The organism is Flavobacteriales bacterium, from assembly GCA_021296215.1.
GTDB lineage: Bacteria > Bacteroidota > Bacteroidia > Flavobacteriales > ECT2AJA-044 > ECT2AJA-044.
On record JAGWBA010000016.1, the window covers coordinates 19805 to 36353 of the forward strand.

The following is a 16549-nucleotide window of genomic DNA, read 5'->3' on the forward strand; positions in this document are numbered from 1 at the left end:
GTCAATTCAAAGGGAACCAAAAGGCGTCGTAGCACGCGAAATCTCGTGATTCGATCAGGGCCCTTGGCGCTTTGCCTCGGATCACTTTTTTCAACACGCGCCAACCTTTTCTCGTGCGTTCATTGTACCAGATCCAATCGCCCGACGGATGAAATTGAGGATGAGTCTCGTCCCGTTTGTCATCGATGAGCCAGCGGTGCTTGTCGCTCGATCGCCTGTACGCATAAATATCCCACTGGCCATTTTGCTCCATGCTGTAAAAGATTTGATCTCCATTGGGAGAGTAAACCGGATCGGCCATAGCCGGTACGCCCCAGCGAATGCTATAGGTAGAATCGCGTAGAGGAAAATACTCCCGAATCTCCCAATAGCGATTTTCGTTTCGCACGTAGATGAACGAGTAATCGTTTTGAGACCATCGCACGTTTGAGATCAGAATGCTGTCGTGCAGTACCATTCTTCTGCTGCCATTTTCCGTATTCCACGAATGCAGAATGTATCCTTCGTCAGTCCACTCTACATACAACAGCTCCTTTCCGTCCGGGGACAACCGTAGGTCGAATTGCGGCTGGTCGTTAACGGCGATCTCCTCGACGACTCCTTCGGTTAGGTCGCGTCGGTAAATCCCTGGCCCGCCATTGCGGGTACTCACGAAATAGAGGTAGCGTCCATCGGGAGAAAATTCCATTCCACCTTCCAGAACACCTTTGGGGCTCCAGTTTTGGTGAAGGCCACTGGTAACATCGGTCGAGTAAATAAAGCGTTCTTCACTAGACTTCGAAACGATGTAGAAAACCTGTTGGGTACCCGGTCTAACAATAGGCATTTCGGCCACGAGGTTCGTTGGCGAAATAAAGGTCAAGTTTCCGTCCTCGAATAAAGCAACGCGCTTAACGTTTCCATCCTGGCAGGTCAAAACGAACCGCTCGAGCGGTTGTGCTCGACTCAGGATGACGGTCAATAGAAGGGAAAATACGAGGTTCAGGCGCATGAGGCGGAAGTTAGGGACTTTCGCCGGTCGGTGCAACGTTCAAAATTCGTCGTAAATCACATCACTGAATCACCATGGTCATGGATTCGCCTTCGACCGAGGTTCCGTTGGCGTAGAAAAGGATCGCCACAACGTCATATGCGCCGGGATCGGTCGGGCCTTCGGTAAACCGAAACGTATAGAAGTAGCTATACGCATCCCCGCTGATGGCGCCGGGATCGTCAAAATTTGCCCACATGGCCGGACCTAATCCCGTGTGATTCAAGTCGAACACTTGGGTAATGTCATTCAGGCTCGATCCGGCCGCATGATTCACATCCCAATCATCGACGGTCGTAAACCGGATACTGTCCAACGGGGACTTAAACCCTCGCCAGCCGTTCTCAATACAGCTACAGGCCATCGCGGCATCGCCTCCATAACCGGGTTCGGCCGTTTGAGCGAGGTATTCAATTTCAGTGACCTCTAAAGTGAAATTCAGGGAATCGGCACCTGCTGGGTACCACGCTTGGTCGGGTCTCAGTATAAAATCTGTCCAACGCGTAAAGGGAATAGCTTCAGGACAGTTGCAATTCGGGCAACCGAGAAACAATACGGAGCTTCCGACCAAAGCAACGAACACCAACAGTGATTTCATCGATTTAGAATAATGGGGTACGCATGTGTACTACTACAGAAGACGTACCACCCCTCGGCGAGGTTGGCAAGGTCAATGATATTTTGGCCTACGGCCAGATGCCCATCTACAACCAATTTCCCCTGTGCGTCGCGGATCTCGAAATCCTGCGTCACCGCGCTTTCCACGTAGATTTTTCCGGTGGTTGGATTCGGATAAAGGCGAACGCCATTGCTTTCTTCAACCAATCCGATCGACGGATCGAGTGTTGTAAAAGGGAATGGCCCCAACCAGTCCGATTCGTTGAGAACGCAGTTGTTTCGGATGTATACTTCGTACTCGGTGTCGGGCGATAACCCTTGGAGTACTCATGGATTACACTGCGCTCCTGAAACGAATGTTCCCGATCCAATGGCAAATCCTTGCGGCCCGTACTTGAGTTGCCAATCTGACGAGAATCCGGATTGACTCCAACCTACCGCGGCCTCTGTTTCCGTTACATTAGAAACTACACCGTCGGTCGGTGAAGCGCATACTGGCGTATCCGTCATTGCAGTGATTGGTCCTGACCAAAGGCCGGTGTCGCCAGGTCCGCATATGGCTCGAACGTAGAAGTCGTAGCTCGCCGCGGAGTCTAATCCGGCCATGGTCACCGGGTGAGTTGACGTTACTGCCGGAACCGCACTTCCGAGCGGAAATCCTTCTGGCCCGGCCGCAAACTGCCACTGGGCCTCAGATCCACCGGGAATCCAGTCGAAAGCGATCGAGTTAGTCGTTGACGTCGTGCTCAAATTCGTGGGTTCGGGGCAAGCTGCCGATCCGCTAACATACACGGTAACGGTCCAGGTGTTGTTAAAAACGACGTGACCCGATCCTGTGCATGATCCCGGAATTAGAGCTGTAGTACCTGCGTGAAGCTCGAAGGTTAATGTGTTGGAGGTTAAAATTCCGTTCGCTACTGAAACCAAGCGTGAATACGTGACTGTGGTAACGCCGATACCCACGGGGCCCGTTGCGGCCAAATTCGCTTCTTTAAGTCCGGTCGTTGGGCAATTGATGTACGAGCGCTGATCGTTCGGGCTTTGGAATCCAGCCATGGCGCTAAAGAAATCGTAAACCACACGAACTGAATCCACATTGGCTCCGACTGGGAGTCCGGTAAAGGTAAGAACTCCGTGGCAAGGATAGATGTCGTTGGTGCTGTTTTGCACTTGACCAACGCCGAAGATATCGCCGCTGGTGTACGTTTGGGTGAACACTTGGGCTTGAGTGGCCCATCCGCCCGCTAGGGCGAGACAAAAGAATAGAAGCTTTTTCATAGGAATTATTTCGAGGCCGGGAATTTAGCAAATTCCCATGGTATTCGATGGAGGGCGAAATGGCGAGAGGTTCATATTCCGGGGTGAATGGTTACCAATGGCTGTGATGCAAGTTAGCTCTGTGGAGCACTAGAGCTTGGCTTTGAAGCCTAAGTCTCGGAATTCGAACTCTGTAGTCCGGAACAAAGAGCCTCGGGCCATAACCCAAAATATTTAGCTTTTTTATTTAACGAACCGAGGAAAGTTCTGAGATGCCGGTTATCGACTCAACAATCCAATCCCCGGGTTAAAACTCGAGGCCAAGGATCTTCTATTCATTATTAAATCCCATTGAACAATAACCAATAACTCTTGATTCAACGAACGCCGAACAACGAAGAACGATTCAACCACATTGTAAATAGAAGCCAAAGTGGGGTCCTAGCTTTGAATTGTCAATAAATAACAAAGACTATGGCTGTTTCACTGACTTCTTTCAATATCCTCATTCCGGTAGAAAAACTCGAAGGCCTTTGGGGTCGCGAACGAACGCAGGTTTTCCTCCGCGAGCAAGCCCGGCGGCGCGATCTACACGTAAGCTGTGATGGTTCCCTGTATCACGAATCGGTGAACGCGATTCCTACCCGTCGGGCTCGCTTGCACTTTTGGAGAAAGCAAGGGTTACAATTCACCGAACAAATGCCTATGGGGCCACGGTGGAAGGACCTATGCACGGTATCGGACCTTATGGGCACTTCATATCCATGTCCTTGGCTCGATCTCGATCTGATTCGCGGGGCGGCTAAAATGAAAGAAGTCGACCGCTGTACGGAGAAAACGATCGACCTCTTTGGTCAACAATTAAGATTGGATGGCGGTGAGTTCTTTTATCGCGCAGGTTAGAAACTCAGCACTGCTCCTAACTGGAAGTATTGATTTCTAACTCCAGAGTCATCGATATCATTCAGGCCCCAATGGTAGCGCGCATCTACGGTGATCGGACCAAGCTTAAGGCCCAAGCCCGTGTGCCAGGGGAAATCGTACCACTCGGCTTTATTGTCATCGGTCTTTACATCTTGACCAAGTGCCGTAATGTTTTCTCCGACCTTGAAATTGGCCGCGATTCCCGCTTGAGCGAATACAGGTCCGAGCTTTAGGCGAAGTGCCGTGGGTAAGCTGATGTAATGCAAGTTTCTAAAATTGTCGTCATCGACCTTTGCACCCATTTGCTGATACTCAAGCCCCTTATACAAGTGAAGTAGCGGAACGATTTGCGTCGTTCGGAAGGTTCCTATGTAAAATCCGGATTTCGAATCGCCCGATGATGGAACTTGGTCCCCGTTGTTAAACAGCCCGGCATTTGACCAACATGCGCGAATTCCGTGGGTAACTTCTTCTTGTGCATTTACACCGAGAGCAAAGCCCAAAAAGGCTACAAGAACAATAGATATAAGAGCAGTTTTCATATGGATTGAGTTTAGTTTTTTTACTAAGTTTCTCTTTTTTGTAGCAGGTTTGACCTGATAGTTAGTTGGTTCTTCCTTAATAAGTGTACATATACCCTTTAATTCCAAAGAATTTTGGAGACCTTAGATTCAAATCTAGTCCTATGATCAATTCTATCATTACCGGAACGGGAAGTTGCATTCCGGAGCGCGTGGTCACCAATGCCGATTTCATGCGAAACGGTTTTTACAACGACGACCAAACGGCTTTGGAATACGACAATGAAAAGATCATTGAGAAGTTCGAGGCGATCACTGGTATCCGTGAAAGGCGGTACATTAAGGAGGATCAAACTTCGTCTGAGATCGCTACTCGCGCTGCCGAGATTGCGATTGCGGATGCGGGAGTGGATCCGGAATCTCTCGATTATATCATACTTGCTCACAATTTTGGTGATGTCCGGAAGCATACGATTCAGACCGATGTATTACCCGGATTGGCTGCTCGAGTAAAGCACAACCTCGGTATTGCGAACCCTAGATGCGTTGCATACGACATCTTGTTCGGTTGTCCCGGCTGGATACAATCCCTTATTCAAGGGCACATCTTTATTCAGGCCGGAGAAGCCAAGAAGGTTCTGGTCATCGGAACAGAAACCCTCTCCAGAGTGGTGGACCCACATGATCGCGATGCCATGATCTTTGCGGATGGAGCAGGTGCTTGTATTCTGGAAGCAAAGAAAGAAGATGAACGCCGTGGAATACTGTCGCACCGAACCCTGACACATACCGTTGATGAGGCCTATTACCTCGCTATGGGAAAATCTAATTCCCCTGAAAGCGACCCTCGCGTTCGCTACATTAAAATGGAAGGCCGTAAGATCTATGAGTATGCGTTGACCGAAGTGCCCGCAGCCATGAAGGAATGCTATGATGCCTCCGGAGAAAAGATAGAAGACCTCGAAAAGATCTTCATCCATCAGGCCAATGAAAAAATGGACGAGGCGATCGTAAAGCGCTTTTATCGACTCTATAAAGTCCCCATGGAAGAGAAGGTGCTTCCGATGAATATCCACACCCTTGGCAATAGCTCGGTTGCGACCGTTCCTACCCTTTTCGATCAGGTGAAACGAGGAAATTTAGGTAGCCACAAACTTTACGATGGTGAGATCATACTCTTTGCCAGTGTTGGCGCCGGCATGCACATCAATGCGGTGACCTATATACTTTAGTTCTTAGGGTTGAGTTCTTAGGGTTGAGTTCTTAGTTGGCTATGGGCAATGAACCATGAACTCAGTCAATTAAGAATTAAGAATACCTATCCGCAGCTGACCTAAGCGTCTCTGCAATCTCCTTTCTCAACCATTTGGGCTCTAAAACTTCAATCTTATCTCCGAGTGACAATAATTGCATTTTGAAGTCAGGTGTTACGTGCACGGTCCAGGACAATACTCCCCCATGGTCATCTTCGGAGAGAATCTCTTGAGACGAATGCCATGGTTTTGTGCGAGCATAGAGTAGATCGCGCCGATCGAGCCGCACTTCCACCCGAGAGGGTGCCTTGTCCGGAATCGTAAAAATGCCATAGGCGTGTTTGAAGTAAGCCGCTGCATCGATTTTTTTTCGTTCGGAAGAGGGGTATCTAACGGGACCCATGCGCAGCGAGCGGATGCGTTCCAAGCCGTATAGCCGGAGTGCTTCACGTTCGGGCGACCAACCTACTATGTACCACCGCTGTTGTGATTCTTTAAGTAAGTAGGGGTGGAGCCGAACCGTTCTCGTACGTTCGTCATCGAAATAGAAATAGTCGAACTCGATGACCAGACACTCCTTTATCGCATTGTAGATTTGATCGATGTACGACCAGCCATCGTATTGGGGTAGTACTTCGAATTCGATGAAGTGATCTTCCTCTTGGTCGTGCTTCTTTTGAAGTGAAAGGCGCTCGCACAGCCTGGTGATCGCCGGAGCGAATTGGCGCAGCAGAGGGTTGTCGGCAAAACCGCTAAGCAGTTGAGCCGCTGACTCCAAGGCGACGATCTCTCTCGACCCAATTCCCAACCCATCGAGGGAATAATTGCCATCCTGGTAGTAGTACTCTTTGCTCCCTCTGTCATAGGCGATTGGGGCGTCGTATTCGTCCCGCATCAGACGGAGGTCCTTGTCGATAGTGAACAATGAAACCTCGTTCCCAGAGCGAGCAGAATCGATTCCAAAGAGCTCCTCCACGCATTGATCGCGCAAAAACTCTTTGGTGGCAGGAGCGGTACGGAATTTGTTCCGCAGTACCCGATCGATCACCCTTATTCTAAGCAGTTGTTTCTTAGTTACCGGCATTGTACACGAATCTAATCACTATCTTTGAGTATGCAGCTCCGCCTATTCGTTTTCCTTCTCTTTTGGGGCAGTATCGCAGTTGGGCAACCCAATACCTTGGGAACGGCCTTTCTCGGTACGGATGGCTGCTATACGCTTACCTCGAACGGCCCCGGGCAGGTGGGGGCCGTGTGGTTCGAAGACACCCTCGACCTAACCAAGCCTTTTGTGATCGACACCAGGGTTTTACTCGGCAGCTCCGACTTCGGAGCCGATGGTATGGTCATCGTCCTAATGAACGATCCCGGTAATTCGATAGGGTTGTATGGGCAGCAACTAGGGTACGGATCCCTTACCAATGCCTTTGGTGCGGAGATCGACATATTCCAGAATGGCCCACCAACCGATGACCCGGTTTACGACCACGTTGCGTACCACACGGGCGGAACAGTGATTCATGCTCCGTCCCCGGCACTCAGTGCCCCGGTTAGCGCCCTGCCCGGAAACGCGAATATAGAAGATCAAAACTGGCACCGGGCTCAACTGTATTGGTACCCCGATTCGCAAAAGCTCGATCTCTACATCGATTGCTCCTTGCGGTTGAGTAGGACCGTAGATCTTCAATCTATTCTGGGGGTGAGTGAGGTTCAGTGGGGAGCAACCGCGGCCACAGGCGCGGCGTCAGCGACTATTCGTATTTGTATGGAGTACGCCGGAAACTCAACGAATGATACTATAAATCAGTGCTTCGGAACGATTCAGCCCAATTTTTTCACTCCCTACATTCAGACTTATTCTTGGAGTCCTACAACAGGAGTGTCCGACCCGACCATTCCCAACCCCCTGATCTCACCTTTTCCGGCCACGACCTACACCCTAACGCGAACCGATAGCTGTGGTATTCAGCGATTCGATACGCTTACGATCAATGCCTTTAACGGCGTTGATCCGCTGCCGCCTGCAACGATAATCTGCGAAGGAGATACTTTTTTTGCCGACCTCGGCGTGTATCCCAACTATACTTGGTCCGATGGGGCAACTGCTAACCCCCGGCCACTCACGCAACCAGGAACGTACTCCGTTACCATCACGGACCAAGGATCGGGGTGCTCGGTCATTGACAGCATCCAGCTCTTCGTGGCCGACCTCAACTTACAGGCGACCAACGTGAACGTTTGCTATGGCGATACCACGGAAATATCCGCGAGGCCCCCCTTTGCTGCCTTTTGGTCCGATTTCGATAACGGCCTTTCGGCCGGATGGCTACCTGCCGATACCATGTCGTACCTCTACGAACAAACGGCCGGACCGTTTGGTAACGACACGGCACAATGGACTCTTCTGAACCTTCCGGAGCACGATCAGGTGACCGTTTCTTTTACTCTGTACATATTCGATTCGTGGGACGGGAACAACCTTCCCGATGGGCCCGATCTATGGGGCTTTAGAGCTGATGGTTCATCGATAATAAATACTGCGTTTTCCAACGTTTCATCGAATCAGCAAAGCTATCCCGACGACTATCAAATCGATTACCCAGCCTTTACAGGATCGGCGATGCAGGATCTCCCGCCTCGCTGTACTCCAACTTCTCGTACTACCGTCTACAACATTCAGAAGACCTTTTCGCATTCCGATTGTGATCTTGTTTTGGAGTGGTTTGGCAACCTCACCAACGCAGGATCAGCACCATGGTGCGATGAAAGCTGGGCCATCGATAATGTTGTCGCCACAACCAACACAGCCCCACCCACGAGTGGTTGTCCGCCCGGGTTTTCGTGGTCGAATGGTGCTGTCACAACTACCTTCATCGATACCATTACCGACACGACGACCTACGTATACACCGCCGATTTCGGTTCCATCATTTGTTCCGATACCCTTGTGGTCAACAAATTGGGGAACCCCTTCGATCCGTTCCAAGACTCGCTGTTCATCTGCTGGGATCAACAGGTTACGCTGAACGCCGGTTCGGGTTACGTTAGCTTTCTTTGGAGCACTGGTGCGACCACCCAAACCATACTACTCAGCGCGGGCGGACAATACTGGGTGGAGGCCTATGATGATGCTTTTTCCTGCTTGGGGCGCGATTCGGTGTGGATCGAAAGAACGGCGGAACCGCTATTGACGTCCGATACAACACTTTGCGAAGGCAGCCTTCTTCAGCTATCTCTTGATACCTTATACGGTCCCGACTATCAGGTTTTATGGAGTACAGGGGTAGCGGTAAACAGCATTTCGTTGAATGTTTCCGCTTCCGATACCGTTTGGGTGGCCGTCTCGAATTCACAGATCACATGCTACGATTCGCTGTACGTCAACGGCGCTAACTACCACCTTCTTCTCGATGACACTACGGTTTGGTGCCCCAATGAGCCATTGCTTTACTCAGCGGTTCAGGGGGCCGACCGCTACGACTGGAGCACTGGTGATTCCACCGCGAATACGTACTTCCTGGATCAGGGATGGTACTACCTCACCGTAACTTCCGGAAGTTGCATTCAGCGCGATAGTTTATGGCATCAGTGGTTCAATGACTATAGCGATATTGTACCTGATAGTACGGCCGAGTGCAGTCCATACGCCTTGGATCTTTCCAACTTGCCGTGGACCACAATGAACGTTGAGCCGGTAGGCTACTCTGGCAATTACATCGTACTCGATCAAAGCGATACTTACTACCTTTCCGGAACGGATTTCAATGGCTGTGCCGTGGCCGACACCATGATCTTATGGATCGGTGTGTATCCCGATGTGGAGTTGTACTACCAAGAGGATTGTCCAACCACCTCATTATGGTATACGTCTAACGACACCGCCACTTTTCAGGGATGGTCCATCGACGGTAATGAAATTCCCGCTCCCCAACTCGATACCGTCATTCAAGGATATGAAAACCTTGAACTCACTGCCTGGCTTCATAATTACTGCGGTGTCGATTCGGCCTTTGTGACCTACGAACCCGGCTGTTTCCCGCGTGGCGTTATCTACATCCCCAACGCGTTTACGCCAAATGGCGATAACGTGAACGACTACTTCCGCCCGCAGGGCGATGAATTCGAAAAATTCGAGTACCAGATCTTCAATCGGTGGGGCGAGCTCGTTTTTAATGGCGACGATAAAGACTCCGGATGGGATGGGTCCGTGAATGGGGAGCCCGTGAGTACGATCACCGTTTTTGTAGTGCGGGTGCGTGTTTGGTACTCTGACGGAACCATCGAAGAAGAAAGAACCACGCTCCGTTTGATTCGTTGACGCAGAATGTATCTTTGGGCCGTGGATCTCGTTGAATTGATCATAGGACCCTATCGCGAATATTCTACACTGAATATCGTCATTGAAGCAGTGGCCATGATCTTTGGCCTGCTCAGTGTTTACTACGCTCGATTGGCCAAGATAGCCGTGTATCCGACCGGAATTATCTCCACGGCGCTCTACATCTATATCTGTTTCGGCACCAAGCTCTACGCCGATATGGGCATCAACGTGTACTTCACTTTGATGAGCATTTACGGCTGGTATGTTTGGCTTCGCTTGAAGCCTGAGAATTCCGAAGAAAGGCCGATTCAGCGCCTACGGCGCGATCAGTATCCGCAACTCGTGGCCTTCCTCATCGCGGCCTGGGCGATTCTGGCCTTCGCATTGGTCCGCTATACCGATAGCGATGTACCTTACGTTGATGCAACAACGACAGCACTGTTTTTCGCAGGTATGTACTTCATGGCTCGAAAGCGAGTCGAGCACTGGTGGTTGTGGATCATCGGAGACGCGATCTCAGTTCCTTTGTACTTCTATAAAGGATTGGGCATTACGGCCTTTCAGTACATCGTATTCCTCTATCTGGCCATCATGGGGTTGCGCGAGTGGAACGCTACCATTTCAGACCGAGATTTACACTGACAAGCCCCCAGGTTCCGGCCGTGAATTGTATATGCCAGTCATCGGTCTGCGAGTTGTATCGGTAGCCCAAATTCAGTACCGGCAAGGCGTAGCTGTTGTACCCATCGCTCAAGTCAAAGAGTATCACGCCTCCCAAATCCCCTAAAACCTGATGTCTCTTCCGCCCAAAAGCCGTGCGGCCAGCTGCTAAAGCATGAGGTCCAAATTGGCCGGGACGTGACCAAAATCCGCCGCCAACAAAGTATTCCCAATTCCAAAGCTCAATGTGATCGTTCACGCGATGTGAATATCGAACTTCGAATCCGGAATTCGCAACGGTGGCCGAACCGCCGGATATCTGAAACTCAAGGGTATTGTCAATTTGGGCGCTTTGTCCAAAAGCACCGAACAATACGATAGAAAATAGCGCAGTTACGAGTTGTTTCACAACAACTCAAAAATAGTTATTGCGATCCTTATTGAGGCTCTTAGGACCCAATTTGTGCACGAACCCTAGTATGATCCCACTCCAGGATCAACTCGTTCGAACTGGAGAATCGAATGGTAAACTGCTCCACCACATCGTCTATGGTTTCGGCCGGGACCGTAACCGAAAGAATGTCGTGCGCATCTTCGCGAGCCGCTTTGGCATCCCAATTCACTCCCCATGGGTACATCTTGGTATTCCAAATCAAAACCCATTCAGTTTCACTCGGAATTGTCCAAAAAGTATATTTGCCTGCGGCAAGATCTTCGCCCTCGATCGTCAGATCGACATTAGTGGAAAAGGTGGTCGCCTCGTTTGCTCTGGTACGCCAAACTTCACCATAAGGTACGAGGTCGCCGAAGATCACTCGGTCTTTTTTGTAAGGACGGTTATAAAAGACCTCTACCTCACCACCGGAAACGGTATGTGAAATGGTTTCTTCAGGACTGTGCTTCTTGGTTTGGGATTGCATGTATTTATATGCGCCAAAAAGAAGAACGATAAGTGCGACCAAGGATATGAACAGCCATTTTAAAAAACGTGTCATTGCGGGTTAGTTTGGTTACATAGCACGATGAAGGTACGAAAGCGCCCGATTATTCGTGATAATTGTAGTACGTATTTGAGAAGCCATTCATATACGTACCGAGCACCAAGCTGAGCCAAGTACGCACCTTATAGCAGGTTGATGAGCAATCGCTCGGAGCAATCGTTTCGCAGGCACCGGAGAGGATACAGCCAGTCACCTCTTCCGCGTATTCGGCTCTGGAATCGTCGTTCAGGGCTACCGCTCCCAGAAATATATCTCCCTTTCCAAAAAGGGTTTGAAACGAATAGCTGAACGGTTCCTGATCAAGTGGATTTCCGTAATAATCGGTATTGGCCAAGTACCCCATGTAGCTGATCCTGTTCACAACGATCTCATCATTTCGGATTTGAGGCTCCATATAGCTCATGGAAGAATCGGGCTGGTACATGTAGTACCGGTCATCAAAGGGGTGCTTTCCAAAGTATCTGTTTTGATCCCGCTCTACTATGCGCTGTTGGAATTTATTTGCAGCTTCGTTGAACCTGTTCCAAAGCAAGGCGTTCGGGTTGGACACTCGCTGCAGTTCAACCATGAAAGCCATGTGGTAATTGGGGAATTCTGCGATCAAATGGTCTCCGCGCTTTTCAAGTTGAGCGCCTTCAGGTACGCAGATCACAGCGCCTGATTCAAGGTCTTCGTATATGTCGTATTTCAGGATCATGTAACCCGGCTTACCTATTGCTCCAACCGTTTGATTTGCCAACTCCCTCAAACTGACCGGATCGTCGACCGTGGCCATCATTTCCTCCACCGTTCGAGTCTTGGTTTTAACCGGGGTAAAACCCTTCGTTTGGACTACATCAGAGTTCTCCTTGGTCAGTATCCTGTCGGCCGAAAAAGTTACGCCTGTATTCGAGCCACAAGGCCTCATAATGGTCGATCCGTTGGAGCTCATTAGATCCGATAGGCGATTTACGGCAATGCCCCGGCTTATGGAGCTGGCATCGCGATCGAGCCCTCCATCCACTATGGCTACCAGGTTCCCTCGTTCATCGATTATTGGAGCACCCGAAAACCCCGGTAGAAGAGTTCCTTCGAAGTACACGATCTCGATCTCTGGATCGGGACTCTTGCATTGTGAAAAGGTACGGCGAATGCTTTCGGGTAATAGACCGCTTAGCCTTTTGTCAGACGTGAAGCCAAGTCTCAGGCTCCTGTCGATCAGCGTATTGATGTTCCCACCTCCATTATGGCCGAGGGTGTAAAGTGTGCTGTTGGCGGCTGGTTGGGTGTTAATGCTACTGATGACCGTGCATTCTGAATCTGCCGGCCGATCGAGTTCTATCAACACGAGGTCGTAACGCTTCAACACCTTTACGACTCTTCCTCTTCGGACATCGTTGTAAAGCAGAAGCCTTATGTCGTTCGCATTCTCGATCAGGTGAAGGTTCGTTACGACATAACTTCGATCACGGTACAAAAAACCAGACCCTACCTTGGCGCCACTTTCTACTTGAACTACGGCCCGCTCAATGGCCTCTACAGCTGGAGTATTGGCCGTGCTCGGAAGCCAAAGCACTAGGATCAGAATCAGTAGTTTATTCTTCATCGCACAAGCAGTCCACGGTCATTTCGAAGATTTTTTTCTTCTCTTCCTCCTCAATTTCGTCGTTTATTCGTTGGGCTAGTTTCTTCCACACACCACCTAACGCTATGGCGGCATTGCGCTGTCGTTCCCAAGTGAATCGCTCGCAGTCCTCGATTTTGATGTCCTCGCCATATAGCACACCGGCACCCCGATCGGTTTTTCGAGATGTGTCGATACAGGCCGATTCCGGCACGATCCCCAGTCGTTCGTACAAAACATAGCTGCGAGCATCGCCTTCTTCGAACCCCGCTTCGGTGTAGCACTGAATCGATTCGTTCAGGCTGGGCGAAAATGAATCGTTCTCGTTGTCTGTGTAGCATGTCCTTCGTGGATCCACTCACTTTTTTCCAGCCATCGCCCAGTGCTCCTTCCACAGTGCTGACCATCTGCTTCAGCGTTTCATCAATATCGATTATCATGTGATACGTTTAAGGGGTTGCCAATTTTTTGCCTTCCTCTGCCACGAGCATCGCGTAGAAAAAGTCGCTCATGGTCAGCCGATTCAGTTTGATCTCCGCATCGGAGATCTCGTCTTTTTTCTTATGTCGTTCTTTGTATTCGACCCATTTTTCGAGGGTCAATTGAGCGATGCGCGTACTGTTTTAGTTTAGTGGCTGAATTCGGTTATTTCGAAGGATGGAATTCAGTTGTACTTCGATCTTGAGGTAATCTTCCTTGAAGAACTGGTAGTTTCGGGCTCCGAATTCGTCCGTTGTGCTCTCGGCCATGGTCAAGTAGAAGTAATCCACGGCCTCTGCGGCATTCTCGACCTGATTGGCCAATTGGCCATCGTAGTCCGCCACGAATTGAACGCGGCACGATATGGTCAGTAGCAGTAGCGAGAGCATGCCGGCTGCTCGATTCAAGGTTCGCATGATCAACACAATTAGGAACTACAAGATGGGAAAAAAAAAGCGCGTAGCTGGAGATCTACGCGCTTGAACGAACGTTGCGTCTTCGGGTATGATTGGTTCTGGAGAAACCGAAGACGCTGTTCTTGAAACCAGTACTAAAGTAGTTCGGTGTCTAGACCTGTGAAAAGAATTTTTCGCCCTTAAATCACAGTTCCGGTGAAAAACCTAAGCATTGCTTCATCTTACCGGCTTGTATGGGGGTGAACTCCCAATCCATATTTTTTGAAAGTGCCTCTATGATGCGCATCCATTTAGGGTCGCTGGCATAATAGAAAGAAAGTTGACTCGGGCGTCCATAAATGGAAGATCGAGTGACCAGTGTTCCGAATTGCGGACGGCTCCAATGCTCGGTCCTGAACTGAATATGGCCGTGTTTGCTTCCACATAAAGGGTCGCTGCAATTCCAAGTGCTCGTATACAATAAGGTATCAGGGTGCCAGTCTGAATCCAGAATTAGGAGTTTACATTCCTCTGCATAAAATTCATTGAACGCGAAAACACCTTGGGGCTCTTGCCCGGCAGACTTATCCTTTCTTTTAAGCTTTTGTTTGGGGCAGACGAAAATCCGACGATCCCACTGCATTGCATATCCGCCCGCAGGGCGAAAACCAAGAACGCATAGGCTATCTTTCCTAAGCACTAACAGGGAGTCGAATTGGTTCTGTATGCTCCATTCGGCATATTTGCTGCCCTCGGGTTGCTGCAAGAGGTTGAGCCGATTTACCTGCCCATACCGGTAAACATTAAAACTCGCCCACTCGCATTCTATTGGAGCTTGAGCCAAGAGCAAGGTCGGTAAAAGAATCAAGATCAAGATCCCCATGACCGATGTGGGTCAAAAAGCGCGCCAATTATCTTCGACGTCGACCTTGGTGTCGGCTTTTGGAATGAAAGTTCTTTTTTCCGCCCTTATTGCTGCCTTTATTTTTATTGTAGGGCCTGCGGCCCGATTGGTGACTTTTACTGCTGCCTTTCTCGAATCGTTGGTTTAGATCATCTCCATCGCGAAGGGCATTGCGCTCCATTTCAAGCACCAGCAGCTTGGCAATGAGTTCTTCCTTGGTCATGCCCGAGAGCGTACTCGCGACTTTGAAGAAGAGCTGTCCGTCGATCTTGTCTTTAGGTTTGGTGTTGAGGATGTCATTACACCATTGATCGATCCGCGCTTCTTGAATTTCGGCACTTGTAGGAACTTCGGCTTTGGAGAAGTTGATGCCCAGCTTTTCTTCGAGCCGCAAGAGGCGACCTTTGTCGCGACCCGTGCCCAAAACCAGGGAGATCCCCTTTTTTCCGGCTCGGGCGGTACGTCCGCTCCGGTGCGTGTAGTAGGCGGGGTCGTCAGAGAGTGCCATGTGAAACACGTGGGTGAGGTCATTTACGTCGATACCGCGGGCAGCGACATCCGTAGCGATCAAGACCTGGAGTTCCCCGTCTTTGAACCGCTTCATGACGCGATCGCGCTGTTGCTGACTGAGGTCACCGTGCAAGGCATCGGACCTGTAGTCGTGCTTCATCAGCCACTCGGCCATATCCTGCGTGTCGCGTTTGGTGCGACAAAAAACCACGCCTCTAGTATCGGGCTCGTGGTCCAGGAATCGAGTTAGGGCTTCGCGCCGTTTAGCTCCTTGAGTTATGACGTATTGATGATCAATGTTTTTATTCACCTCGTCTTTGGCCGAAACGCGTACTTCTACGGGAGCGTTCATGTACGATTGTACCATACGTCGAATCTCTTGAGGCATGGTGGCCGAAAAAAGCCAAGTAAGTTTGCTGGCTGGAGTGTAGCTCAGGATCTTGTCGAGTTCTTCCTTGAATCCCATGTTCAACATCTCATCGGCTTCGTCGAGCACCAAGATGGACAATGAGCTCAGGTCAATTGCCTTTCGCTCAATGAGGTCGATGAGTCGGCCCGGCGTTGCGATAATCACTTGTTGAGGTCGTTTTAGATCTTTGATCTGGTTAGAGATGGCCGCTCCGCCGTATACGGCCAAGACGTTCACCCTCTCCTGATATTTGCTGAATAGCGAGAGTTGTTGGGCGATCTGTTGGCCCAGCTCCCGAGTAGGGGCGAGGATAAGTGCTTGGGTTCTTGGGTTCTGATGGTCGATCCGTTCGAGGAGTGGAATGCCGAAGGCACCCGTTTTACCCGTTCCGGTTTGTGCTAGACCGATGAGGTCGTTGTCGCCGTCGAGCAATAGGGGAATGGCTTGTGCTTGTATTTCGCTTGGCTCGTGGAAGCCCAAAGTTTCAAGGCCGCGCAGCATTTCGCTGGATAGGCCCATGGATTTGAATGATGTCAAAAGGGAAGTCGTTAGAAATGAGTGACAAAGGTCGTGAAATAAAACAGAAAAGGTGCTGTATTAAATCGCAAGTGAACGTGCGATTTAATACATTTAAACTATAAAGACGTCTACTACTGACGATCT

General features: G+C 50.0%; 18 protein-coding genes. 4 read left to right on the plus strand and 14 right to left on the minus strand.

Annotation, left to right across the window (positions count from 1 at the left end):
- Position 1 precedes the first annotated feature (1 nt).
- From J4F31_04460 to J4F31_04475, 4 genes are all read right to left on the minus strand, one after another.
- Positions 2-991 carry a PD40 domain-containing protein gene (locus J4F31_04460; protein MCE2495817.1) on the minus strand — a complete coding sequence of 330 codons (990 nt, stop codon included), beginning with the start codon at positions 989-991 and terminating at the stop codon, positions 2-4.
- Positions 992-1052: 61 nt separating this feature from the next.
- The gene (locus J4F31_04465; protein MCE2495818.1) at positions 1053-1628 is read right to left on the minus strand and encodes a hypothetical protein; all 576 of its coding nucleotides are present in this window, start codon (positions 1626-1628) and stop codon (positions 1053-1055) included.
- Positions 1625-1897, minus strand: a complete 273-nt coding sequence (locus J4F31_04470; GenBank protein ID MCE2495819.1) for a T9SS type A sorting domain-containing protein — start codon at positions 1895-1897, stop codon at positions 1625-1627. Before J4F31_04470 ends, J4F31_04465 begins: the two co-directional genes overlap by 4 nt.
- A 78-nt stretch (positions 1898-1975) precedes the next feature.
- On the minus strand, positions 1976-2926 hold the full coding sequence (locus J4F31_04475; protein MCE2495820.1) for a hypothetical protein: 951 nt from the start codon (positions 2924-2926) through the stop codon (positions 1976-1978).
- A gap of 453 nt (positions 2927-3379) precedes the next feature.
- Here J4F31_04475 and J4F31_04480 point away from each other — a divergent pair, with 453 nt between their 5' ends.
- On the plus strand, positions 3380-3808 hold the full coding sequence (locus J4F31_04480; protein ID MCE2495821.1) for a hypothetical protein: 429 nt from the start codon (positions 3380-3382) through the stop codon (positions 3806-3808).
- Here J4F31_04480 and J4F31_04485 read toward each other — a convergent pair.
- Entirely contained in the window at positions 3805-4371 is a 567-nt protein-coding gene (locus J4F31_04485; GenBank protein MCE2495822.1) for a PorT family protein, read from the minus strand. The genes J4F31_04480 and J4F31_04485 overlap by 4 nt on opposite strands.
- A gap of 146 nt (positions 4372-4517) precedes the next feature.
- Here J4F31_04485 and J4F31_04490 point away from each other — a divergent pair, with 146 nt between their 5' ends.
- A complete protein-coding gene (locus J4F31_04490; GenBank protein MCE2495823.1) occupies positions 4518-5582 on the plus strand; it encodes a ketoacyl-ACP synthase III in 1065 nt (354 codons plus the stop codon).
- 76 nt (positions 5583-5658) lie between these two features.
- On the opposite strand, the gene J4F31_04495 is transcribed toward J4F31_04490, so the two are convergent.
- Entirely contained in the window at positions 5659-6687 is a 1029-nt protein-coding gene (locus J4F31_04495; GenBank protein ID MCE2495824.1) for a WYL domain-containing protein, read from the minus strand.
- 30 nt (positions 6688-6717) lie between these two features.
- Between J4F31_04495 and J4F31_04500 the strand changes: the two genes are divergently transcribed.
- Both J4F31_04500 and pnuC read left to right on the plus strand, forming a co-directional pair.
- Positions 6718-9921: a gliding motility-associated C-terminal domain-containing protein gene (locus J4F31_04500; GenBank protein MCE2495825.1), complete on the plus strand. Its 3204-nt coding sequence runs from the start codon at positions 6718-6720 to the stop codon at positions 9919-9921.
- Positions 9922-9942: 21 nt separating this feature from the next.
- Positions 9943-10566 carry a nicotinamide riboside transporter PnuC gene (gene pnuC / locus J4F31_04505; protein ID MCE2495826.1) on the plus strand — a complete coding sequence of 208 codons (624 nt, stop codon included), beginning with the start codon at positions 9943-9945 and terminating at the stop codon, positions 10564-10566.
- On the opposite strand, the gene J4F31_04510 is transcribed toward pnuC, so the two are convergent.
- The 8 genes from J4F31_04510 to J4F31_04545 all read right to left on the minus strand — a co-directional run bounded on the left by J4F31_04510 (position 10538) and on the right by J4F31_04545 (position 16405).
- Positions 10538-10993: a hypothetical protein gene (locus tag J4F31_04510; GenBank protein ID MCE2495827.1), complete on the minus strand. Its 456-nt coding sequence runs from the start codon at positions 10991-10993 to the stop codon at positions 10538-10540. The genes pnuC and J4F31_04510 overlap by 29 nt on opposite strands.
- A 40-nt stretch (positions 10994-11033) precedes the next feature.
- Positions 11034-11579 (minus strand): DUF2911 domain-containing protein, encoded by a 546-nt coding sequence (locus J4F31_04515; GenBank protein ID MCE2495828.1) that lies wholly within the window; start codon positions 11577-11579, stop codon positions 11034-11036.
- 49 nt (positions 11580-11628) lie between these two features.
- Positions 11629-13170 carry a trypsin-like peptidase domain-containing protein gene (locus tag J4F31_04520; GenBank protein MCE2495829.1) on the minus strand — a complete coding sequence of 514 codons (1542 nt, stop codon included), beginning with the start codon at positions 13168-13170 and terminating at the stop codon, positions 11629-11631.
- Positions 13160-13546, minus strand: coding sequence for a hypothetical protein (locus tag J4F31_04525; GenBank protein ID MCE2495830.1), 387 nt, complete (start codon positions 13544-13546; stop codon positions 13160-13162). Before J4F31_04525 ends, J4F31_04520 begins: the two co-directional genes overlap by 11 nt.
- A gap of 91 nt (positions 13547-13637) precedes the next feature.
- Entirely contained in the window at positions 13638-13790 is a 153-nt protein-coding gene (locus tag J4F31_04530; GenBank protein ID MCE2495831.1) for a hypothetical protein, read from the minus strand.
- Positions 13791-13811: 21 nt separating this feature from the next.
- Positions 13812-14084 carry a hypothetical protein gene (locus J4F31_04535; protein MCE2495832.1) on the minus strand — a complete coding sequence of 91 codons (273 nt, stop codon included), beginning with the start codon at positions 14082-14084 and terminating at the stop codon, positions 13812-13814.
- Between the two features lie 184 nt (positions 14085-14268).
- Positions 14269-14946 carry a hypothetical protein gene (locus J4F31_04540; protein ID MCE2495833.1) on the minus strand — a complete coding sequence of 226 codons (678 nt, stop codon included), beginning with the start codon at positions 14944-14946 and terminating at the stop codon, positions 14269-14271.
- Positions 14947-14974: 28 nt separating this feature from the next.
- Positions 14975-16405: a DEAD/DEAH box helicase gene (locus J4F31_04545; GenBank protein MCE2495834.1), complete on the minus strand. Its 1431-nt coding sequence runs from the start codon at positions 16403-16405 to the stop codon at positions 14975-14977.
- Positions 16406-16549 lie beyond the last annotated feature (144 nt).